Source organism: Prevotella heparinolytica, assembly GCF_002998535.1.
GTDB lineage: Bacteria > Bacteroidota > Bacteroidia > Bacteroidales > Bacteroidaceae > Bacteroides > Bacteroides heparinolyticus.
In genome coordinates, this window is the sequence record NZ_CP027234.1 from 1,696,845 (window position 1) to 1,717,964 (window position 21,120).

At 46.3% G+C, this 21,120-nt stretch carries 21 protein-coding genes; 9 read left to right on the forward strand and 12 right to left on the reverse strand.

Annotation, left to right across the window (positions count from 1 at the left end):
- Window position 1: 1 nt before the first annotated feature.
- Window positions 2-1,135 (reverse strand): DUF2027 domain-containing protein, encoded by a 1,134-nt coding sequence (locus C3V43_RS07015; RefSeq protein WP_106069190.1) that lies wholly within the window; start codon window positions 1,133-1,135, stop codon window positions 2-4.
- A 148-nt stretch (window positions 1,136-1,283) separates the two neighbouring features.
- On the opposite strand from C3V43_RS07015, the gene C3V43_RS07020 reads away from it, so the two are divergent.
- Both C3V43_RS07020 and C3V43_RS07025 read left to right on the forward strand, forming a co-directional pair.
- Window positions 1,284-2,513: an S-adenosylmethionine:tRNA ribosyltransferase-isomerase gene (locus tag C3V43_RS07020; RefSeq protein ID WP_106069191.1), complete on the forward strand. Its 1,230-nt coding sequence runs from the start codon at window positions 1,284-1,286 to the stop codon at window positions 2,511-2,513.
- Window positions 2,514-2,521: 8 nt separating this feature from the next.
- Window positions 2,522-3,019 (forward strand): NUDIX hydrolase, encoded by a 498-nt coding sequence (locus C3V43_RS07025; RefSeq protein WP_106069192.1) that lies wholly within the window; start codon window positions 2,522-2,524, stop codon window positions 3,017-3,019.
- A gap of 128 nt (window positions 3,020-3,147) precedes the next feature.
- Here the strand turns inward: C3V43_RS07025 and glmM are convergent, their stop codons facing one another.
- The 8 genes from glmM to C3V43_RS07065 all read right to left on the reverse strand — a co-directional run bounded on the left by glmM (window position 3,148) and on the right by C3V43_RS07065 (window position 11,370).
- Window positions 3,148-4,536 (reverse strand): phosphoglucosamine mutase, encoded by a 1,389-nt coding sequence (glmM, locus tag C3V43_RS07030; protein ID WP_106069193.1) that lies wholly within the window; start codon window positions 4,534-4,536, stop codon window positions 3,148-3,150.
- Window positions 4,537-4,554: 18 nt separating this feature from the next.
- Window positions 4,555-5,166, reverse strand: coding sequence for a BamK family beta-barrel-assembly machinery protein (locus tag C3V43_RS07035; protein WP_106069194.1), 612 nt, complete (start codon window positions 5,164-5,166; stop codon window positions 4,555-4,557).
- A 102-nt stretch (window positions 5,167-5,268) separates the two neighbouring features.
- Window positions 5,269-6,306, reverse strand: a complete 1,038-nt coding sequence (locus C3V43_RS07040; RefSeq protein WP_106069195.1) for a DHH family phosphoesterase — start codon at window positions 6,304-6,306, stop codon at window positions 5,269-5,271.
- A 105-nt stretch (window positions 6,307-6,411) separates the two neighbouring features.
- Window positions 6,412-8,490, reverse strand: coding sequence for a ComEC/Rec2 family competence protein (locus C3V43_RS07045; RefSeq protein ID WP_235655901.1), 2,079 nt, complete (start codon window positions 8,488-8,490; stop codon window positions 6,412-6,414).
- A gap of 16 nt (window positions 8,491-8,506) precedes the next feature.
- Window positions 8,507-9,157, reverse strand: coding sequence for a ribulose-phosphate 3-epimerase (gene rpe / locus C3V43_RS07050; protein WP_106070496.1), 651 nt, complete (start codon window positions 9,155-9,157; stop codon window positions 8,507-8,509).
- A gap of 318 nt (window positions 9,158-9,475) precedes the next feature.
- Window positions 9,476-9,745 carry a helix-turn-helix domain-containing protein gene (locus tag C3V43_RS07055; RefSeq protein ID WP_106069196.1) on the reverse strand — a complete coding sequence of 90 codons (270 nt, stop codon included), beginning with the start codon at window positions 9,743-9,745 and terminating at the stop codon, window positions 9,476-9,478.
- A gap of 14 nt (window positions 9,746-9,759) precedes the next feature.
- A complete protein-coding gene (locus C3V43_RS07060; protein WP_106069197.1) occupies window positions 9,760-10,182 on the reverse strand; it encodes a DUF6398 domain-containing protein in 423 nt (140 codons plus the stop codon).
- Window positions 10,183-10,203: 21 nt separating this feature from the next.
- Entirely contained in the window at window positions 10,204-11,370 is a 1,167-nt protein-coding gene (locus C3V43_RS07065; protein WP_394336169.1) for a PDDEXK nuclease domain-containing protein, read from the reverse strand.
- 671 nt (window positions 11,371-12,041) lie between these two features.
- Here C3V43_RS07065 and C3V43_RS07070 point away from each other — a divergent pair.
- From C3V43_RS07070 to C3V43_RS07085, 4 genes are read left to right on the forward strand one after another with little or no spacing between them, the layout of a single operon-like run.
- Complete coding sequence (locus C3V43_RS07070) at window positions 12,042-12,470, forward strand: phospholipase (RefSeq protein ID WP_106069199.1); 429 nt, start codon at window positions 12,042-12,044, stop codon at window positions 12,468-12,470.
- A 36-nt stretch (window positions 12,471-12,506) separates the two neighbouring features.
- On the forward strand, window positions 12,507-13,352 hold the full coding sequence (locus tag C3V43_RS07075; RefSeq protein ID WP_106069200.1) for a metal ABC transporter permease: 846 nt from the start codon (window positions 12,507-12,509) through the stop codon (window positions 13,350-13,352).
- 26 nt (window positions 13,353-13,378) lie between these two features.
- Window positions 13,379-13,804, forward strand: a complete 426-nt coding sequence (gene tsaE / locus C3V43_RS07080; RefSeq protein WP_106070497.1) for a tRNA (adenosine(37)-N6)-threonylcarbamoyltransferase complex ATPase subunit type 1 TsaE — start codon at window positions 13,379-13,381, stop codon at window positions 13,802-13,804.
- Window positions 13,804-14,022: an immunity 17 family protein gene (locus tag C3V43_RS07085; RefSeq protein ID WP_106070498.1), complete on the forward strand. Its 219-nt coding sequence runs from the start codon at window positions 13,804-13,806 to the stop codon at window positions 14,020-14,022. Before tsaE ends, C3V43_RS07085 begins: the two co-directional genes overlap by 1 nt.
- 123 nt (window positions 14,023-14,145) lie before the next feature.
- On the opposite strand, the gene C3V43_RS07090 is transcribed toward C3V43_RS07085, so the two are convergent.
- The 3 genes from C3V43_RS07090 to dnaE form a co-directional block, all read right to left on the reverse strand.
- The gene (locus tag C3V43_RS07090) at window positions 14,146-14,478 is read right to left on the reverse strand and encodes a hypothetical protein (RefSeq protein ID WP_106069201.1); all 333 of its coding nucleotides are present in this window, start codon (window positions 14,476-14,478) and stop codon (window positions 14,146-14,148) included.
- Window positions 14,479-14,517: 39 nt separating this feature from the next.
- Entirely contained in the window at window positions 14,518-14,832 is a 315-nt protein-coding gene (trxA, locus tag C3V43_RS07095; RefSeq protein WP_106069202.1) for a thioredoxin, read from the reverse strand.
- A gap of 173 nt (window positions 14,833-15,005) precedes the next feature.
- Window positions 15,006-18,803: a DNA polymerase III subunit alpha gene (gene dnaE / locus C3V43_RS07100; RefSeq protein WP_106069203.1), complete on the reverse strand. Its 3,798-nt coding sequence runs from the start codon at window positions 18,801-18,803 to the stop codon at window positions 15,006-15,008.
- Between the two features lie 169 nt (window positions 18,804-18,972).
- On the opposite strand from dnaE, the gene C3V43_RS07105 reads away from it, so the two are divergent.
- The 3 genes from C3V43_RS07105 to C3V43_RS07115 are packed head-to-tail and all read left to right on the forward strand — an operon-like array spanning window position 18,973 to window position 20,723.
- Window positions 18,973-19,659 carry a phosphatidylserine decarboxylase family protein gene (locus C3V43_RS07105; RefSeq protein ID WP_106069204.1) on the forward strand — a complete coding sequence of 229 codons (687 nt, stop codon included), beginning with the start codon at window positions 18,973-18,975 and terminating at the stop codon, window positions 19,657-19,659.
- 11 nt (window positions 19,660-19,670) lie between these two features.
- Window positions 19,671-20,378, forward strand: coding sequence for a CDP-diacylglycerol--serine O-phosphatidyltransferase (gene pssA, locus C3V43_RS07110; protein ID WP_106069205.1), 708 nt, complete (start codon window positions 19,671-19,673; stop codon window positions 20,376-20,378).
- A 33-nt stretch (window positions 20,379-20,411) separates the two neighbouring features.
- Entirely contained in the window at window positions 20,412-20,723 is a 312-nt protein-coding gene (locus tag C3V43_RS07115; protein ID WP_106069206.1) for a DUF4834 family protein, read from the forward strand.
- The last annotated feature ends 397 nt before the right edge of the window (window positions 20,724-21,120 follow it).

The following is a 21,120-nucleotide window of genomic DNA, read 5'->3' on the forward strand; positions in this document are numbered from 1 at the left end:
ATCATCTGATTGTTACCATCGTCGCCCCGAAACCATACTCTTGGAACGAGGCATCCTGCGCCTTGCAGGTGGCATATTTACGCTTCAGTTCATCGAGCACAGCCTTGCGAAGCACGCCGTCGCCCTTACCATGAATGAAGACGATGCGTTGTTCGCGCTTGTTCTTGTAGCGTTCCATCACTTCACGGAATTTGTCCAACTGGTAGTTCAGCATCTCGCTGTTGCTCATGCCACGGGTATCATCCAGCAATTCGCCGATGTGCAGGTCTATCTCGATGATTTCGTTTTTGCCTCCGTGCTTAACGATGGTCTGCGGTTTGGAAGGAGCGTCCGAAGCTTTCTTCTGTATCAAAGCATCCTGAAGCTCTTCGGCAGAGACATATACCTGCTTAACAGGACGGTCGTCCTTCACAACATCATAAATCAATGCGGGAGTTTCAAAGAAATCGGAATCGCGGAACGTATGCAGTTTATAGAACTTCACCGTATCGATGCGAATCTCCACACCTACCGCAGGTTTCATCACAAACGAACGGTTGTCCTTGAAAGCCACCAACTGTACGGCCACACGCTCACGGTCGTTCAATGCCGATTTCTCGAACTCTTCGAGCAGCAATTTGGTATTCGGCTCTATCAGACCGTGCGAACAGGCAGTCCAAGCCTTTCCTTCGGCAAAGAGATAGGTATAGTACATATAATAATTACTGTCGTTCACCAAGTAGGCCTCAAAAGAGGTGGTGCTCACAGCCTTGATGTCTTCGGGCACAAAGGCAAGATAGACATTCAGCGTGTCGCCCCCCTTTATCTCCGGTTGGCGATAGACTGAAATCTGCGGTTTCTCCACACGGTGCAAAGGTTCGTCGGGCACGACACTCGCTCCAAAAGATGCATTTTTGACAGCAGACGAAGCCGGACGAGCAGGCAGCTCTTCCGCTTTCTTCTTTTGGGCGGCCGCCTTGGCTGCCGGCGTGGGAATGTTATAATCGTCCGTCTCTATCACTACACACTCATTTACCGGCATCGGTATGTCGAAACCGTCGGCATCTTCCACCAACACAATGTTCTTTCCTTGAAAGCCTGTCACTACACCGCCCCCTACCTCGCTCAGGAAACGTACTTTATCTCCTATTTTCATCTTCTTGTTTATTGTTCTTCAAATTATGATTTACGGCAGAAGCTGCCAAAGCCGCCACCGACAGTGCAAAGATAAGGCAACAGAATAGAAAAAGATAGAAAAAAACGATAAATATCCGTACCTTTGCCCTCCGAAAAAGCATATACTCATGGAACAGAATCCTAAACACATCCATATCAGTGAATTTAACTACGTGTTACCGGACGACCGCATCGCCAAGTTTCCGCTACCGGTACGCGACCGGTCGAAATTATTGATTTACCGTCATGGCGAGATTTCGGAAGACACATTCACCTCGCTTCCCGACTATCTTCCGACAGGCAGCCTGATGATATTCAACAATACCAAAGTGATTCAGGCCCGCCTGCATTTCCGCAAAGAGACAGGCGCCCTGATTGAAGTATTTTGTCTGGAACCGGTACAGCCTAACGATTATGCGCTCAACTTCCAGCAGACCGAACACGCTGCTTGGCTTTGCATGGTGGGCAACCTGAAAAAATGGAAAGAAGGAACGCTGAAACGCGAAATGACGGTGAAAGGCAAGACAATCATCCTGACAGCCGAACGCGGCGAATGCCGTGGCACCAGCCATTGGGTAGACTTCCGTTGGAACAATCCGGAGGTGACTTTTGCCGACATTCTGGAGGTATTCGGCGAACTGCCCATCCCGCCTTATCTGAACAGGGAGACGCAGGAGAGCGACAAAGAGACTTATCAAACGGTATATTCCAAGATAAAAGGTTCTGTCGCCGCCCCCACCGCCGGACTTCACTTCACTCCTCGCGTGCTGGACACACTGCGCAACAAAGGGATAGAGACGGAAGAGCTGACGCTACATGTGGGAGCAGGTACGTTCAAACCCGTGAAGAGCGAAGAAATCGAAGGGCACGAGATGCACACGGAGTATATCTCCGTATCGCGCGGCACATTGGAGAAACTCATTGCCCACGGAGGAAAAGCCATTGCCGTAGGCACTACCTCGGTACGCACGCTGGAAAGCCTCTACCACATCGGGATTACGTTGCTGAACAATCCCGAAGCAACGGAAGAAGAGCTGCACGTCAAGCAATGGCAACCCTACGAAATGTCGGGCGCAACTGCCTCCATTCCTGCCACAGATGCCTTGCAAGCTCTCGCAGCCTATCTGGAGCGGCATCACATGGAAACCTTGCACACCAGCACCCAAATCATCATTGCCCCGGGATATGAATACCGGATAGTAAAAGCCATGGTAACTAACTTCCACCAGCCGCAAAGCACGCTGCTGCTGCTTGTCTCGGCCTTTGTACACGGAGATTGGCATAAGATTTACGACTATGCTTTAAACCATGATTTCAGATTCCTGAGTTATGGAGATTCGTCGTTATTAATACCCTGATACCGCTTATGAATCACGATAACAATCAAGAGATGTTTCCTCTCGTCGATGAGCAAGGCAACATCACAGGTGCCGCCACTCGCGGCGAATGCCACAACGGCAGCAAACTGCTGCATCCGGTAGTCCACCTCCACGTCTTCAACTCCAAAGGCGAATTATTTCTGCAAAAACGTCCCGGATGGAAAGACATACAACCGGGGAAATGGGACACGTCCGTAGGCGGACATGTTGATTTGGGCGAGAGCGTGGAGATGGCACTGAAGCGTGAAGCACGCGAAGAATTGGGCATCACCGACTTCATCCCCGAATCACTGACACACTATGTCTTTGAATCCTCCCGAGAACGGGAGTTGGTCTTTGTCCACAAAACCACCTACGATGACGAAATACATCCCGGCGACGAACTGGACGGCGGCCGTTTCTGGAGTGTGGAGGAAATTAAAGCCAACATCGGAAAAGATGTATTCACTCCTAATTTTGAAGGAGAAATAGATAAAGTCCTCTAAACTACAATAACAATAAAAGCACGGATTTCATTCAGGAACGCAATCATTATCCAAGAAATCCGTGCTTTTATTATCTAACGAATAATTTTCGAGCCTACCCGCTATATGGTTCTCTTTTTTACTCCGCCTTATTTTGCCAAGTCCTCAATCACCTTCATTATCTGCCGTCCGATTTCTTCTGCGGCTTCCGGTGTGGTAGCTTCGCTATAAACGCGGATAATCGGCTCTGTATTGCTCTTGCGCAGATGTACCCATTTGTCGGGAAAATCAATCTTCACACCATCTATATCATTGATATCTTCGCTCTTATAGAGTTCTTTTACCTTGGCAAGAATGGCATCCACATCCGTTTCGGGAGTCAAATCCACCCGGTTCTTCGCCATGAAGTATGCAGGATATGTGGCACGCAATTCGCTCACTGTCTTGCCCTCGTGCGCCAGATGACTAAGGAACAGAGCAATACCCACCAATGCATCACGACCATAATGACTGGCAGGATAGATAACTCCGCCATTGCCTTCACCACCGATAACGGCGCCCACTTCTTTCATTTTGGTGGTTACGTTCACTTCGCCTACGGCAGATGCGTAATATTCCTGTCCGTATTTGCGGGTCACGTCGCGCAAAGCACGAGTCGAACTCAAGTTGGAAACCGTATTGCCGGGAGTATGCTTCAAAACGTAATCCGCCACAGTGACCAACGTGTATTCTTCGCCATACATCTTACCGTCTTCGCAAATCATGGCCAAACGATCCACATCAGGGTCTACAACAAAAGCTACGTCGGCTTTACCTCCTTTCATCAGGTTCATAATGTCACCCAAGTTTTTCTCCAAAGGCTCAGGATTGTGCCGGAAGTCTCCGGTCGGTTCGCAGTAGAGCTTCTCTACATGCCGAACTCCAAGCTGCTCAAGCAACTGCGGCAAGATAATGCCCCCCACAGAGTTTACACAATCGATAGCTACGCGGAAGTTGGCCTTTTTGATGGCTTCTACATCTACAAGTTCAAGCGCCAGCACACTGTCTATATGCTTTTGATTGTACGTCAAGTCCTTGCGATAGGAACCGAGCCGATCAACCTCGGCATAGCGGAACTCCTCGGCAGCAGCAATACGAAGTACTTCCTGTCCTTCGGCAGCATTCAGGAACTCCCCTTTCTCATTCAGCAATTTCAGAGCATTCCACTGCTTGGGATTGTGCGAAGCGGTCAGGATAATACCTCCACCGGCACCTTCCATCGTAACAGCCAGTTCGGTAGTCGGGGTGGAAGCCAAATCAATATCTACCACATCCCAGCCCATACCCATCAGAGTACCGACCACTACATTTTTGACCATTTCACCGGAAATACGGGCATCACGCCCTACTACGATTTTATTGCTTTTTACAGTACACGTTTTACGAATCAGCGTGGCATAAGCCGAAGTAAATTTCACAATATCGAGCGGGTTCAATCCTTCGCCTGCACTTCCGCCAATAGTTCCACGAATCCCTGAGATAGATTTGATTAGAGTCATAGGTTAATAATTAAAAGATTAGTTCCAAATCTGGAATTTATGTATGTCATAAAAATAAGGATAAACTTGCTGCATGGCCTTTTGTTGTCCCATTTTGGACGGGACAATCAGTTTTACGTGAGCCCCATCGCGAACATAACTTAAAGCCACCAACCAACCGGCAGGTACAGACGTGCCATAAGACGCCCGCATATATCCTTGAAGAAAAAGCCCGGCAATGGATGAAGAGGTGACCGTATATCTGAACTCGTCCACAATCGTCGGTTCGTGCAGATTAGAAAGATAAGACTTCACACCGTTGACAGCTATCAGTCCTCGTTCCTCAAAGCGCACCAAAATCAAGTCATTGGGTTTTATCGAGTCGGCGGGATTGGCAGAACCTTTATCCACAATCTGCATGTATACCCCGCTGGCCAATTGCACGTATTCATTCTTGCTCACATCCGTCGTCGAATCCTGCGCATAAAATTCACTCTGGGAAATAACGACAATATTACTGTCTTTGATGAACGCTTTGATGGCATCTTTCTCATCATCCAACATCTCGGCATAGGTTTTGGTATTATCACATGCCTGAAAAGCAAAACCGACAGCGAACAAAACTAAAAAGAATAAAGTAAGTTTCTTCATTTCTGATATTAGTAAATTTGTACAAAAGTATCTGATTTCCCTGAAAGTTGAAAGCGGCAAGTAGAAAGTTCGTAACTTTTAACCTTTACAACCGGACTTTTTTTATCCTTTGGCACAAAGCAGCGGCTTGTACCTTTCCAAAGCCTGTTCAAAGACATCCCTGGCCTCTTCCATTGTCCCGTAAAATTCACCGCCGGAAGCATTCAGATGCCCGCCTCCATTGAAGAACTCGGCTGCCAGGCGATTGCACGGAAATGTACCGACCGAACGTAAAGAAATCTTTATCATCGGCTTTTCCGTATCTTCACGCAGGAAGCACGAGAAAACGACTCCTTTGATGCTTAGCGGTATATTCACAAAGCCTTCACTATCTCCCCGAATATAGTCGAACCGCCCCTGCTCCTCTTTAGTCAAAGAAATAAGAGCCGCATGATGGTCGGGATATACTTTCATCTGCGACAAAACATATCCCATCAGCCGCAGACGACTTTCGGAATAGGTATTATAGACCTTACGATATATATCGTCCTTGTCTATACCTTTTGATAGCAGTTCACTGATAATAAAATAGATTTCACGATTGTTGGAGTTGTAAGTAAATCCACCGGTGTCGGTCATCATCCCCGTATAGATACACTCCGCTCCTTCTTTGGAAATATCACTGAAATAACCCATGCGGCAAATCAGACGAAAGACGAGTTCCGAGGTCGAGGATATTTCGGGATGAGAAATGATAATCTTGCAGAAATCTTCGGGGTGGAGGTGATGGTCTATCAGTATTTTTCTTGCCGGAGAGGCAAGCACGGCACTTCCCATGGCTTCAATCCGGTGAATGGCATTGAAGTCAAGGCAACAGATGACGTCCGCTTCAGCTATCAGCTTGTCGGCAAACTCTTTATAGCGGTCGTAAAGCAGAACGTCTTTACTTCCGGGCATCCATTTCAGGAAATCAGGAAAAGCATTCGGAACGATAACATTTGCAGTCTTGCCCTGCGAATCAAGAAAATGCCATAACCCCAAAGAGGAACCTATAGCATCTCCGTCAGGGCCTACATGAGAAACGATAACAACTTTGTCTGCACGGTCGAGCCATTTGGTGAAATGGTCTATCTTGGATTGTTCTATAACTTTGGTCAACATATTTTATTTATGATTTGCTATTTTCGTTTTACGATTCTACATGGCAAGAACAATTCTATCCGTCTGCCATAAGTTTGGGAGGCAAAAGTACGAAAAGTTTGTGATTTATAACAGAATACGGTAAGAACCTTTTGTAGAAAGAGAAATATAAGAGATTCCAAAACGAATGCAATCGTGTATTATTCTATCTCGGTAATAGTCTGAAAGGGAGGCGTCAACAACTACCGTAGCGATAGAGAACAAAGAGACCAACTCTTCTATTCGCCCTTTATAGCCTCTGGAAAGATATAAGTAGTCGACAGAAATGGGGGAAGCCGATATTTTATTCTGCCAGTCGGCATCCCGGAAGAAACAGATCCGTTTACCTGCATAAAGCACCATCCCATTCCGCACCTGCAATTCAGAAGTGGCATAATCTCCGGTAACAAGACAAGGGGATTCCAAATGCAGCCTGTTCCAATGAGGAGAAAGAGCGCGACAGAGACGTGACACATCAGACAGGCTGTCGGGTGTTACCAGCCAGGAATGGCGACTGTCTGTCATGCAATGAACAGCCGGACACCCTCGTACATTATAGAAAGCAATGCTCTGCCGGGGGACATGGCATATGGCAGAAAGGGAGTGATAGGATACGGCCAACAGCAAAACAAAGAATGAAAAACGGATGTTACGGGCTGTGCAATGCGTGCTACCGTAGTAGACCGCCCCAAAAAAGAAAAAGCACAGCAGCACATCCCATTTATCCATCCAAATACCGTCTATCGAAGCGAAAGGAAGATGTTCTATCCACCGGAGCGTGGCATTCTGCATACGCACCAATGCCTCTACCACCTCAGCAAACAGATGTTGTACAAAAGGAAATGGGGTAAGCATCAGAAGAAACACTGCCGAATACACGATGAGCGACACCAAAGGAATAACCCAAAGATTGGTAAGCAGAAAATGAGTAGAGAAACGGGAAAAATAAAGCAGGGTCAATGGAGCCGTACCTAACTGGGCAGCAACGGAAACAGTCAACAATCCCCATACACGGCGCAAAAAACGATGTTCAACCTTCCACAGAGCATAAAGTTTAGGTTGCACGAGCAGGATGGATACCACAGCCGAAAAAGACAATTGAAAACCGACATCAAAAAGCCATGAAGGCTTACACAATAACATGAAGAAAGCTGCCGCAGCCAAGGTATTCATAGTCAAAGGCTTTTGATGCTGCATGGTGGCCAACGCCAAAAACGAGAACATGACGGCCGCCCTGACTACCGAAGAAGACAGCCCGGTGAAGAAGGCAAAACTTGCCAAAAACAAAACAATGAGAAGATGCAGAAAAAACTTCAGGCATTTCCAACGCCTCCACAAGACTCCTAAAAGAAACCGGAACAGTGCATAGAGAAAGCCGATGTGCAAGCCGGAAAGTGCCAACACATGGGCAGCACCTGCCACTGAATAAGTTTCAACAATATCATCGCTCAACTCCTCTCTGTCTCCCACTGTCAAAGCCGACAACACAGCCAATTCGTCACCTCCAATCCCCAACCGCCGATATAAAGAGACAACCTTTGCCCTATAGTCCGATGCCATCCGGCTCCAAGAGCGGGACGCATCGTGCCCCGTTTTCGTCCAATGTCCGCCGGCCACATAAGCCGTACCGCTATACCCTTTCCGTTTCAGGTAGCGGGCATAATCAAACTCATCGGGATTACCGTTATTGAGCGGAGGGGAAAGGCGGGTATATATCAACAATTCATCTCCCCGCTGCAAAGCTGTCGAGGCAGAGTCTTTCGTAAAATAAATCAAAAAGAGGTTGTTCCGCTTGCAGTCCGCCACTGTATCTCCGGCTATACTTCCCAGCAGAATTGTGCGGCACAGCACGCTACGTTCCTTTATTTCCGGTATTTCCTGAATACGGATTTTATATGCAACCTCCTTCTCCGGAAAAAAGAACGCCGTTTTCTCCAATTGCCGACTCATCAAGCAATAGCCCGTACCAACAAGAAAAAGAAAGAGCACCGCCCCATACAAACTGTCGGAATGCTTGTATCGACACACCATCAAGACGAAAAGCAGGGAAAGCAACAAATATCCCCATGCAGGCCATGCATGGGGAAACGTATCTCCACACAAAATTCCAATCGCCAACGGAATCAAAAGTCGCAGAAAAGGATGTTGCTGCAAACTGTCGATCATCAATCAAAAAAACGAATTATAAATTTCTCAATGTACGAATGGCCTCCATAGGGTCGGGAGCCGAAAAAACGGCATTACCCGCCACCAGTACATCGGCTCCGGCAGCAAGCAATCGTTTTCCGGTATCCGGATTCACGCCCCCATCCACCTCTATCAAGGCTTTCGAGCCGGTGATTGTTATCAATTCACGCAGTTCACGCACTTTTTCCAAAGAGTGTTCTATGAATTTCTGTCCGCCGAATCCGGGGTTGACACTCATTATAAGAACCATGTACACATCGTTTATTATATCTTTCAATAAAGATACGGGAGTGGCGGGATTAATCGTCACAGCCGGCTGCATTCCTGCTTCGCGAATCTGTTGTATCACTCGATGCAGATGTGTGCAGGCCTCATAGTGCACATTCATTACGTGAGCGCCCAATGCTTTTACTTCCGAAATAAACTTCTCCGGCTGCACAATCATCAGATGTACATCCAGCGGTTTTTGCGACAGCTTCGCCACATACTTCAATACCGGAAATCCAAAAGAGATATTGGGCACGAACACACCATCCATAATGTCTATGTGCACCCATTCCGCCTCACTCCGGTTTATCATTTCAATGTCTCTTGCCAGATTGCCAAAGTCGGCCGACAAGATAGAAGGGGATATGATTGGTTTCATAATGCTACAATCTAAAGTTACCGCTTTATTGATGCACAAATGTAGAGAAAAGTTTTCAATCAGCCAACAACAAAGTTGCCGTTGTCCATTATCGTTCCCACGCTGAGTCTTACTCATGATTGTATTTAACTGTGTACCAGTTCACTTTACTCTAAACAAAGGCATAATGATACCACGATGTTCCCAATGATATAGCAACACATTGGCTTCTTCATTTTAGTTGTATTTAGCCTTAAACACTCCTTCAAGGAGAGGAATCCCATTAAAGATTTATTAACACCGCTATTTGCACAAAACGGCTATGGTTCTGCATTGATCTCATTCTGTGCATAGTATGGCACCGCTCTTTATCTCGTCCTCGTTTTCGACGGTGTCAAGAATCTTGTCTGCGAGCCAGATGGTCAGTAGTTCTTTCTCGTCTATCTCGAAGAGTTTTGCCATGATGGGAATCTGGCTGCGTTTTGCCTTACGCTCACCACGCTCTATTTTGCTATACATTGGGGTGTCAATCTCTAACGCTGCTGACAGCTGTCGCTGCAACAGGCCATGCTCCTCTCTGAACTCTTTTATTTTCTTTCCAAATATCATATCCGAACCTTTTGCTAATCAAAGAAAATGAAACCATTTCTCATCACAAGATGATTGAATGGATTGTTATCGGCAATTTCCTTCAAAGAGAAATCGGGGTCAAAGACGTTGCTTATCTTCAGCAAGTCTTTGATAGTTCTCGATTTCTGTGCTATTGTTGAGCCACTTGCCCCAAAATGCTCCGCAATTTCAGATGATGATGTGCTCAACCGTGAACTTTTGCAGAACATGAAGTTGATGCTACAGATGGTATATACAGAAGCAGCTGCCCATATCTCAATCCTTCCAGATTGTAGTGGGCAGGAACGCTTGCGTCCCAGTTTCTGCACAAGTTTTGTACATAGCTCTGCGCACTCTTCATCCAAGTGCTCGTTACAAAAGGCTACTGCAAGTTCTATTACCTTTACTTCTCTTTCTTTTAATTGTTGCTTATCCATATCTTCGACTATAAAGTTCGTTTATAACAGTTTTTCCAAGTCCTCAACTGGAGGAAGGAGTTTCTTTAGTCTGTCATCCATCTCTGCTGAAGTCTTGTACGTTGCTACGCCCATTGGCTTATCGTAGTCCTGGATGACATATTCCACGAACCTCTTGTTTGCACTTTTGCAGAGGATGATTCCTATTGAAGGATTTTCATTGGGTTTGCGAACCTCGTCATCAAGGATGCGCAAGTAGCCTGCCAATTGCCCCAAATAGGCGGTTTTGAAAGGGCCGTTTTTGAGTTCCACACAAACAAGGGCTGAAAGTTCTCTATTGAAGAACAACAAATCAGGGAACTGCTCCACGCCGAACTTCTCCAAATGGTATTGATTGCCGACAAACGTGAAGTCCCGTCCAAAAGTCATGATGAAGTTCTTCACGTTATTGATAATGCTTTGCTCTATCACCCGTTCATCACGGTCTTTGTCACGGACAAACAATTCTTCCGTATTGATGTAGTCCAGCAGATATTCATCCTTAAACATTGTGATGGCGCGATAGGCTTGCAATTGGTCGGGGATGGTACGCCTGAAATTATTTGGCAGATCACCTTGATGGCTGTATAAATCATCCTCTATTAGTTTTTCCAAATCTTCAACCTTAACCTTCGTGTCAGCAGCGAATTGGATATAGAACTTTCGCTGTTCCACATCTTTCACCTTACTGAGAATCGCATAGTGGTGGCTAAATCCAATGTTCATGAATGCTGCAATGGGGAAATTCGATGCCATCGTAAATTGAACAGAAGGCAATTTGTTCGTTTCAACGAACGAATTGCTATCGTCATTGGGTAATTTGTTCGTTTCAACGAACGAATTGCTATCGTCATTGGGTAATTTGTTCGTTTCAACGAACGAATCATCAGAAAGCAGTCTCCACTCTTCATAGAAAGTACGCATTTTCCGCAAACTGGGTGCCGAAAAACCTCTGAGTCCAGGCAGTTCCTTTCGTAACTGCTCACTAATCCCCTCAACAAATCCCTTGCCCCAATTCTTTGTTCGAGTATTGGCCGAGATGTATCTTCCAACACCATAATACAAAGCCAGCTGTTCTTGGTTTACCACACCCAATGCTCTCTGTTGACTTTGCAGAATGGCATCCTTTATAACTTGCACAGCATTGGCAAGTTTCTCCCTTGAAGGAATCATTGCATTATTTGTATCCATATTGCTATAAAAAAGCTTTTAGATTCTTGTTATTTCGTCCCCACAGAACGAGTTCTTCAGATTCTTAAGTTCCTTCCACTCACACCGAGTATTCTCCTGTGGGTACTCGCGAGACAGGTGTTGTTGTAATTCTAGTTCAATCATATCAATACATACTAAAAGAGCCTTTTACCCTCTTGCTCAGGAGGTCCCTTTAAAGAAGGATTATCAGTAGGCCGATTACTGACCACCAGATCAGATTAGCAAAATGCTTACCCATCTGCTTCTAAAACTCTTCCTTAAACGGGGATGTTTTTTTTGAACCACCCCTTTGCCTTGGGACTGTTCAATCTATATGCCACCGATGTTAATAAAATAATTTTTATCAAACATAGTTTTAGAGCCTGTTTAAAAATGGCTGATTTTTTCTAAAAAAGTTTCCGTATCAGTCGAATAGTTTCTTTCTTTGAAGTGACTAAACTTTAAAAAAGATGTATCAGACTGATTTAACGGAAACAGAGTGGAAATATATAACAAAAGTGTTGAAGCTGCAAGAAAGAAAGCGAAAATATTGTTCGGTTCTCAGCAAAATCATTATTTTGCCGTATGCAAAACAATATGTATCTTTGTCCGCTTATTACAAAGAAGATATTTAAAGAAAAAGGAAACTCATGTGGATACTGATTATTAGCTTGTTTGCTCTCACCTTTCTTGCTGCTATGGCCGGGATAATACGCAACCGGAGCCTGCAAAAGAAAATAGACAGAGGCGAACTGAGCGCGATGCCCGAAGTGCAGGAAGCAGATGCAGAATGCTGCGGGCAACACGAAATCTGCGAACGCGACAGCCTGTTGGCTGCCGTCAGCAAAAAGATAGAGTATTACGACGATGAGGAGCTGGACAAATACATCGGCATCAGTCCCGATGAATACACCCCGGGGCAAGAGGACGAATTTCGCGATGTATTCTACACCATGCAAGATACGGATGTGGCCGGCTGGGTGCGCAGCCTCCAACTGCGGGGCATTGCACTACCCGACAATTTAAAGGACGAGGTATTCCTCATCATCGGAGAACGTCGCATCAGTCCTCATGCTTGAGGTCTTTCCTATTTCATAACCCTCAAGGACACAACAATGGAACTGCTTCAATACACCTTTTTCCAACACGCCCTCATCGGCAGCCTGCTGGCAAGCATTGCCTGCGGATTGATTGGGACTTACATCGTCACCCGCAGACTGGTGTTCATCAGCGGCGGATTAACGCATGCGTCCTTCGGAGGCATAGGACTGGGACTTTATACCGGCATCTCTCCCATTCTGTCGGCAGCATTATTCGCCGTACTATCCGCTTTTGGAGTAGAGTGGCTCAGCAAACGAAAAGACATGCGGGAAGACTCCGCCATTGCCGTATTCTGGACACTGGGCATGGCATTGGGCATAATGTTCACTTTTCTTTCGCCCGGATTCGCCCCCGACCTGTCGGCCTATCTCTTTGGCAACATTCTCACTATTACATTAGAGGACATCGCCCTGCTCGGCGGATTGGCCATAGTACTGGCCCTTTTCTTCACTCTCTATATCCGTCCTATCATATACGTAGCTTTCGACCGTGAGTTTGCCCGTTCGCAAGGCATTCCGGTGCAAACCTTCGAATACCTGCTGATGATGTTCATAGCACTCACCATCGTGGCATGTCTGCGCATGGTAGGCATCGTGCTGGTCATCTCACTGCTCACTATCCCCCAGATGACAGCCAATCTTTTTTCGCACCGGTTCCATCGCATTCTCTGGCTTTCCATCGGTATAGGCTACATCAGCTGTCTGGGTGGACTGATGATTTCATTCTACCTGAACGTCCCTTCGGGAGCATCCATCATCTTCTTCTCCATCATTATTTACGCCATTTGCAAAATCGGAAAAAGTTTTTGCCTATCTTTACAGCGTAAATTAAGAAGCCATCCCGACTTACATCATAAATAATAATATCGTCAAAATTGGAAATCATGTTGGAAATCAAAATTCAGTCATTAGACCAGATTCATGAAGCAGCCCGCCAATTCATTACTGCAATGGGCGATAACACCGTTTTTGCTCTCTACGGAAAAATGGGAGCCGGTAAGACGACCTTCATCAAGGCCATATGTGAAGAGTTGGGCGTTTCCGACGTCATCACCTCGCCCACTTTTGCCATCGTCAATGAATATCGCTCCGACACTACGGGTGAACTGATTTATCACTTCGATTTCTATCGCATCAAGAAATTGGAAGAGGTGTACGATATGGGATATGAAGACTATTTCTACAGCGGTGCCCTTTGCTTTATCGAATGGCCGGAATTGGTAGAGGAACTCTTGCCGGGAAATGCCGTGAAAGTAACCATTGAAGAAGTGGAGAATGGTGAGCGCAAACTCACAATGGAAGAATTGGAATGATAAGCCAATACATTGTTCAGGGAATCTTTGCAGCAGCAGGCATCACCTCCCTACTGGCTGCCATACTGAATTGGGAGTGGTTCTTTACAACCCGTAATACCCAATTCATCGTACAAAATGTAGGTCGTCGGCAAGCCCGCTGGTTCTACGGTGCATTGGGTATCCTGCTTATCGCAATGTCCGTCTTCTTCTTCCTGAATACGCCACCGGTGGAATAACCGTTTGTGCAATACCGGAGAGCCGCATGCTAAAAGAAGGATAAATCCCCCGGAATCACACTCTTAAAAAAACAAAGGAGAAGCCTTGACGCCTCTCCTTATTTTTTCTGTTTGCAATACCGATCATTCTTCTCCCAAAGATTCTGTGTATTCCATTTCACCCTGTACGATGAAAAGGATCTCTTCCAGCTCGTAATCGCCTACTTCATCTTTATGAGCTTCTTTGACAATATAGTCTACGACTTTCCCTAAATCAATTTCGACGTAGCCATCCGCATCAGGCTGTGCATCAAGGATGCCGCTTTCGGAATAATACTCGTCAATCAAATCGAGAAAATAATAGAATTCGTCGTCGGAGAATTTCCCCTTCAACTCTTGCGGCAAATAGTTCTTGATGTATTCGATGGTCTTTTCATCATCGAGATCATTCTGCAAAAAATCGTCTTCCATTCCCATACTGATATATTTTAAAGGGTTATTGCATCTTATTTACGATTATAACAAAGCATCTATTTTAGCCACGTAAACCGATTTCTGAGCAGACCCCACCTGCTTGTCCACCAACTTTCCATCCTTGAAGAATAAAACCGTAGGGATATTGCGTATGCCGTATTCGGCAGCTACTTCTCCGCTTTCATCTACATCGCATTTACCAATGACTACTTTACCGTCGTATTCAGTAGCCAGTTCGTCAATAATAGGACCTACCACTTTACACGGGCCACACCAAGGTGCCCAAAAATCAATCACTACCGGCTTACCTTCTGCCAGGATTTCCTGATAATTGCTGTCTGTAATTACTAATGCCATTTCTTTTAATATTAAAATCAACCATTAATTATAAAATCACTATAAATTGTAAATTCATCCTCTTTCATCGATGAAACAAAGATAACATAAACCGAGAGCAGAATGAAATGAACGCAATCTTTTTTTCACTTATGTATCAACTACCCCCCCCTCACATTTTACGCGAACAGCTTCTAATTAATCCGAAAATCAAGATCGGGCGCTTCTTTCAGGTAAGAGATCAGTTCACGTCCCACAGAAAGTTTTATAGGCCGGGAGATAAAGTCCACCCCCATCTTACTTTCTGTATCAATTATCTTGAAATAAAGTTCCGTGCTGCCCGGACGCTCTTTGGTAAGTTCGCTCAACTCGGTAATCAAGGCCTTGTCCAACATACCAAGTGGAATGAGTATCGTTATTTTTTCAATCAGTTTTTCCTTTACATCGGGCAAAAGTTCCATCGAGGTGATTTTCAAGTCCAACTCATCCTGCCGCCACTGTTTAGGCTGACAGCGAGCCTTGATAAACAAGAATGTACGCTCGCCCAGATATCCCTGATAGGTCACCCAGTCATTACCGAAGAATGGAAGTTCGGCCGAACCGGAATAATCCTCGATTCGAGCAATGCCATAAGGATTGCCATTCTTGCTGATGCCACGACGAACCGAGGTGACAATTCCTCCCATCGTTATTTCACGTCCGGCAAGCGCTGTTTTGTCTTCCAATTCCGCCATACGGGTGTTACAAACATGCTCCAGCACAACCGAATATTCATCCAACGGATGTGCAGAGAGATAGATTCCCACCAAATCACGCTCCTTGTTCAACCGCTCCAAATCGGTCCAACGTTCGGCCAAAGGAATTTCAGGGGTAGCAATATCCACCACATTCTCACCACCGAACAACGAATTGGCTGCCGCAGCCTTATCCATCTGATAGCGGTTGCCGTAGCGCACCAACGTTTCAATGAACACCTCGCCCTTGGAATTTGCCGCAAAATACTGTTCACGTTTCAGTTCCGAGAAACTGTCAAAACCTCCCGCCAAGGCCAGGCATTCGATGTTTTTCTTATTACAAGCGTTCAGATTGACACGCTGTACAAAATCAAAGATTCCTTTATAAGGTCCGTTTTTCTCACGTTCTTCCATGATACTCTGCACGGCTGCCTCGCCCACTCCTTTCACGGCACCAAGACCGAAACGGATATTCCCCTCGTTGTTGACCGTAAACTTCAAGTTACTTTCGTTCACATCCGGCCCCAGCGTATTGATGCCCATAGCTTTGCACTCATCCATCAACTTGGTGATATCGGTTATGTTCGACAAGCTTCGGCTCATGACAGCAGCCATATATTCTGCCGGATAGTTTGCTTTCAGATAAGCAGTCTGATAAGCCACCCATGAATAACATGTGGCATGCGACTTGTTGAAAGCATAAGAAGCGAATTTCTCCCAATCCCCCCAAATTTTCTCAAGCACTTGCGGGTCGTGTCCGTTCTTCTGTCCACCCGATACGAATTTAGGCTTCATATGATCCAACTTGTCGCGCAATTTCTTACCCATAGCCTTACGCAAAGCATCGGATTCACCACGGGTAAAATCGGCCAACAAACGAGACAGTAGCATGACCTGCTCCTGATAAACCGTAATGCCATACGTATCTTTCAAGTATTTCTCCATGATCGGAATATCGTACTCAATGGGCTTGCGTCCCCACTTACGGTCGATAAAGTCCGGAATATAATCCATCGGCCCCGGACGATAAAGGGCATTCATGGCAATCAAGTCTTCAAACGTACCGGGTTGCAACTCGCGCAGATACTTCTGCATGCCGGCCGACTCAAACTGGAACGTACCAATGGTTCGCCCGTCGCAATAGAGCTTATAAGTAGCAGGGTCGTTGATGGAGACCTTATCTATATCTATTTCCAACCCGCGATGCAAACGAACATTGGCAACGGCCTCTTTAATGATGGACAGAGTTTTCAATCCCAGAAAGTCCATCTTGATCAACCCCGTATCTTCAATGACCGAACCCTCGTATTGTGTAACAAGCATCTTCTCGCCTGTCTCCTTATCGTCTGCCGTGCTCACAGGCACCCAATCCGTGATATCATCGCGGCAAATAATAGTGCCGCAAGCATGTACACCCGTACCACGCACGTTGCCTTCCAGCATCTTGGCATACTTCATCGTATCGCGCACCAACGGGTCGGGCGATGCTTCGGCAGCCTGCAATTCGGGCACATACGCAATGGCATTCTGCAGATTAAGTTTCTTATCGGGAATTTTGTCCGGCACAAGCTTGCACAATCTATCCGACTCGCTCAAAGGCAATTTCTGAACACGAGCCACATCCTTGATGGCCATTTTGGTAGCCATCGTGCCGTACGTAATGATATGAGCCACTTTCTCTTGCCCATATTTCTCCGTCACCCACCGAAGCACCTCGCCACGCCCGTCATCATCAAAGTCCACATCGATATCCGGTAGAGAGATGCGGTCGGGGTTCAGGAAACGCTCGAACAGCAAGTCGTACTGAATCGGGTCGATTTTCGTAATCCCCAAGCAATACGCCACGGCCGAACCGGCTGCAGAACCACGTCCCGGTCCCACAGAAACGCCCAACTGCGTACGGGCAGCATTGATAAAGTCCTGCACAATCAAGAAGTATCCCGGAAAACCCATCGTCTTCATGATATATAACTCAAAAATAAGACGCTCTTTCACCTCGTCCGACAAAGGGTCGCCATACAACTTCTTTGCACCGTCAAATGCCAACTTCGCCAAATAGTCGGCTTCCAGCTTGATACGATACAATTTATCGTAACCGCCCAGCTGCTGAATCTTGGCATTGGCTTTTTCCTCATTCAATACCGTCTTCCCGTTTTCATCCCGGGTAAACTCTTCGAATAAATCTTGCTCCGTATATTTCCGCCGATACTCCTCCTCTGTCCCGAACTCCTCCGGGATGGCAAAAGTGGGCATGATAGGCGCATGGTCGATAGAGTAATACTCCACCTTGTCCAAGATCTCCAACGTATTGGACAAAGCCTCAGGCACATCGGCAAACAAAGCGTTCATCTCAGCCTTTGTCTTCATCCACTCTTGCTTGGTATAAAGCATGCGGGTGGGATCGTCCAAATCCTTACCCGTACTCAAGCAAATCAAGCGGTCGTGCGCCTCTGCATTTTCTTCGTCTACAAAATGTACGTCGTTGGTACAAATAACCTTTACATCATATTTCTTGGCAAGTTCCAGAATTTTGGCATTGACCTTCTGTTGCAACGGATAAGCTTCATGGTTGGCACGCGGAACAGTGGCTTTATGCCGTTGGAGTTCCAGATAATAATCATCGCCAAATATATTTTTATACCACCGTATGGCTTCTTCGGCTTCCTCTATCCGGTCGTTGGTTATATTTTTAGGCACCTCTCCACCAAGACAGGCTGTACTGATAATCAGTCCTTCGTGATATTTTTCCAACTCGCTACGGTCTGTGCGCGGACGCATGTAATACCCCCTCGTCCAAGCATGCGAAACGAGCTTTATCAGGTTATGATAGCCTTTTTCGTTCTTTGCCAATACCACCAAGTGATAACCGCTTTGGTCTTGCTTCCCTTCCTTTTTGTCCATAGTGCGGCGAGCCACATACATCTCACAACCTACGATAGGCTTGAAAAGTCTGCTTTCGGCCTCGGCAATTCCGGCACGGCAACGAGCAAGCTCCGCCTCCTTGTCGTCACATGCAACATTCCCGCTTTCAATGCCGGCAATCTGTTTTTTGAGGTCTTTTATTTCCCCTTTGGGACCACTATTCTTCTTGTTGACATAATTGATAAATTCCTTAATGCCGAACATATTTCCGTGATCGGTTACGGCAATTCCCTTCATACCGTCTTTCATGGCCTTATCCACCAAACGACTGACGCTGGCCTGGCCATCTAAAAGAGAATATTGAGTGTGCACATGTAAATGAACAAAATCTTGCATATCTTTCCTTTCTGTTGAGAGCCTAAAATTACAACCTCTGCCACACCTGACAAAAATATTCCCCAAAAAGTTATCAACATCCTCATTTCTCCGTTTAAATCCTTGTTATATTTTCAAAATAAACCTATTTTTGCAAGCAATTTCAATCAAAACAGTAAAAACGATATACATGAGCCGACTAAAAAGATTAAAAAAGATACGCATACACCGTGAAGGCACACATACATTGGCAGGCAGCCTGACTTTAATATTAGCAGTCAATGCAGCCCTTTACTTCGGATTGGAATGCAAGATCCCTTTCTACGCAGTGGCAGTTATCAGCCTCATCGTATATGGAATATTGGTAAACTTTTTCCGTTGCCCCATCCGCTTGTTCGGAAAAGAGACAGAGAAAGTGGTTGTAGCCCCTGCCGATGGTAAAGTCGTAGTGGTGGAAGAGGTAGAAGAAAACGAATATTTTCATGATCGCCGCATCATGGTATCCATATTTATGAGCCTTGTCAATGTACATGCCAACTGGTATCCGGTAGACGGCACCGTAAAAAAAGTGTGGCATCAAAACGGCAAGTTCATGAAAGCATGGCTACCCAAAGCCAGCACCGACAACGAACGTTCTACCGTGGTGATAGAGACACCTGAAGGTGTGGAGGTTATGGCACGCCAGATAGCGGGAGCCATGGCACGCCGCATTGTTACGTATGCCGAACCGGGCGAAGAGTGCTACATCGACGAGCACATGGGTTTCATCAAATTCGGTTCGCGCGTGGATGTATTCCTGCCGTTGGGCACTGAAGTATTCGTAAAACTGGGACAACTGACTACCGGCAATCAGACCGTGATAGCCAAACTTAAATAATAAAAACCGTAATGGCAAACCGCATCACCCGTCACATTCCCAATACCCTGACCTGCCTGAACCTATTCTCCGGGTGCATTGCATGCGTCATGGCATTCGAGGCCCGATATGAAGCGGCACTCGGTTTCATCATCCTCAGTGCCGCATTCGATTTCTTCGACGGCATGATGGCACGCGTGCTGAATGCACACTCTGCCATCGGAAAAGACTTGGATTCTTTGGCGGACGACATAAGTTTCGGAGTTGCCCCTTCCCTGATTGTGTTTTCTTTATTCAAAGAAATGAACTATCCCGAAGCAATGGCAAGCATGGCAAGCTACTTTCCTTACCTTGCATTCCTGCCGGCCGTATTCTCGGCATTGCGACTGGCCAAATTCAACAATGACACCCGTCAGACAAGCTCCTTTGTCGGGCTTCCCGTACCCGCCAATGCTTTATTCTGGGCATCGCTGGCAGCAGGCGGCCATAGTTGGCTGACAAGCGATAGCTTGTATCCCATCTGTTTATTGTTGCTGGTCGGCCTATTTTCTTGGCTGCTGGTTTCGGAAATTCCGATGTTCTCTTTGAAGTTCAAGAATTTGTCATGGAAAGACAACAAAGTCAGCTTCGTCTTCCTCATTGCCTGCATTCCTCTTCTCCTCTTTATGGGAGTTTGCAGTTTTTCTGTCATTATTGTCTGGTATATACTGTTGTCACTTGTTACGAAGAAAAGTAGATAAACAAATCTTTGGTACAGTAAAAAACATTAATCCATGCTTCACTTTTTAGTTTTTCTCTTTATCATCGTTATAGCTATCGTACTTATCGGGCTTAGCATTATCGGAAGCGTGATACGAAGCATATTAGGATTGGGCGGGCGGCGTTCATCTTCCGCATACGGCACTTATCAAAATAAAGGAAAGAATTACCACGCCGGCAGTCATTCCGGTTACGGCAACCGACAGGCAAACGACGCCCGTCAAGAAGAGGCACAATCCGAGGAAGAAGACTCGCGCCCGAGACACAAGAAACTTTTCTCCAAAGATGAAGGCGAATACGTAGACTTTGAGGAAATCGAAGAATAGCCATATCCTCCGTATGGGCCGACATGATTTCACGATACAAAAGAATGCTTGAAAGAACTCTAAGAGACTGCGGATACTCCTCAAAGGCTTTTCGCATCACATCAATCAGACCCCTGAAATCCCGCTACGGCGAGCCCGGCGGCCTCACTGCGGTGACGTCGGTCGCCTCACTGCGGTGACGTCGGTTGCCTCACTATGGTGACGTCGGTCGTCTCACTGCGGTGACGTCGGTTGTCTCACTGCGGTGACGTCGGTCGCCTCACTATAGTGACGTTGGTCGCCTCACTATAGTGACGTCGGCTGCCTCGCTATGGTGACGTTGGTCGCCTCACTATAGTGACGTTGGTCGCCTCACTATGGTGACGTTGGCCGCCTCACTATGGCGGGACCGCCGGCT

Bases quoted from the DNA above. Each gene is read 5' to 3' on its own strand.
- C3V43_RS07015 (WP_106069190.1), bottom strand. From the start codon at position 1,135: ATGAAAATAGGAGATAAAGTACGTTTCCTGAGCGAGGTAGGGGGCGGT.
- C3V43_RS07020 (WP_106069191.1), top strand. From the start codon at position 1,284: ATGGAACAGAATCCTAAACACATCCATATCAGTGAATTTAACTACGTG.
- C3V43_RS07025 (WP_106069192.1), top strand. From the start codon at position 2,522: ATGAATCACGATAACAATCAAGAGATGTTTCCTCTCGTCGATGAGCAA.
- glmM (WP_106069193.1), bottom strand. From the start codon at position 4,536: ATGACTCTAATCAAATCTATCTCAGGGATTCGTGGAACTATTGGCGGA.
- C3V43_RS07035 (WP_106069194.1), bottom strand. From the start codon at position 5,166: ATGAAGAAACTTACTTTATTCTTTTTAGTTTTGTTCGCTGTCGGTTTT.
- C3V43_RS07040 (WP_106069195.1), bottom strand. From the start codon at position 6,306: ATGTTGACCAAAGTTATAGAACAATCCAAGATAGACCATTTCACCAAA.
- C3V43_RS07045 (WP_235655901.1), bottom strand. From the start codon at position 8,490: ATGATCGACAGTTTGCAGCAACATCCTTTTCTGCGACTTTTGATTCCG.
- rpe (WP_106070496.1), bottom strand. From the start codon at position 9,157: ATGAAACCAATCATATCCCCTTCTATCTTGTCGGCCGACTTTGGCAAT.
- C3V43_RS07055 (WP_106069196.1), bottom strand. From the start codon at position 9,745: ATGATATTTGGAAAGAAAATAAAAGAGTTCAGAGAGGAGCATGGCCTG.
- C3V43_RS07060 (WP_106069197.1), bottom strand. From the start codon at position 10,182: ATGGATAAGCAACAATTAAAAGAAAGAGAAGTAAAGGTAATAGAACTT.
- C3V43_RS07070 (WP_106069199.1), top strand. From the start codon at position 12,042: ATGTGGATACTGATTATTAGCTTGTTTGCTCTCACCTTTCTTGCTGCT.
- C3V43_RS07075 (WP_106069200.1), top strand. From the start codon at position 12,507: ATGGAACTGCTTCAATACACCTTTTTCCAACACGCCCTCATCGGCAGC.
- C3V43_RS07090 (WP_106069201.1), bottom strand. From the start codon at position 14,478: ATGGGAATGGAAGACGATTTTTTGCAGAATGATCTCGATGATGAAAAG.
- trxA (WP_106069202.1), bottom strand. From the start codon at position 14,832: ATGGCATTAGTAATTACAGACAGCAATTATCAGGAAATCCTGGCAGAA.
- dnaE (WP_106069203.1), bottom strand. From the start codon at position 18,803: ATGCAAGATTTTGTTCATTTACATGTGCACACTCAATATTCTCTTTTA.
- C3V43_RS07105 (WP_106069204.1), top strand. From the start codon at position 18,973: ATGAGCCGACTAAAAAGATTAAAAAAGATACGCATACACCGTGAAGGC.
- pssA (WP_106069205.1), top strand. From the start codon at position 19,671: ATGGCAAACCGCATCACCCGTCACATTCCCAATACCCTGACCTGCCTG.
- C3V43_RS07115 (WP_106069206.1), top strand. From the start codon at position 20,412: ATGCTTCACTTTTTAGTTTTTCTCTTTATCATCGTTATAGCTATCGTA.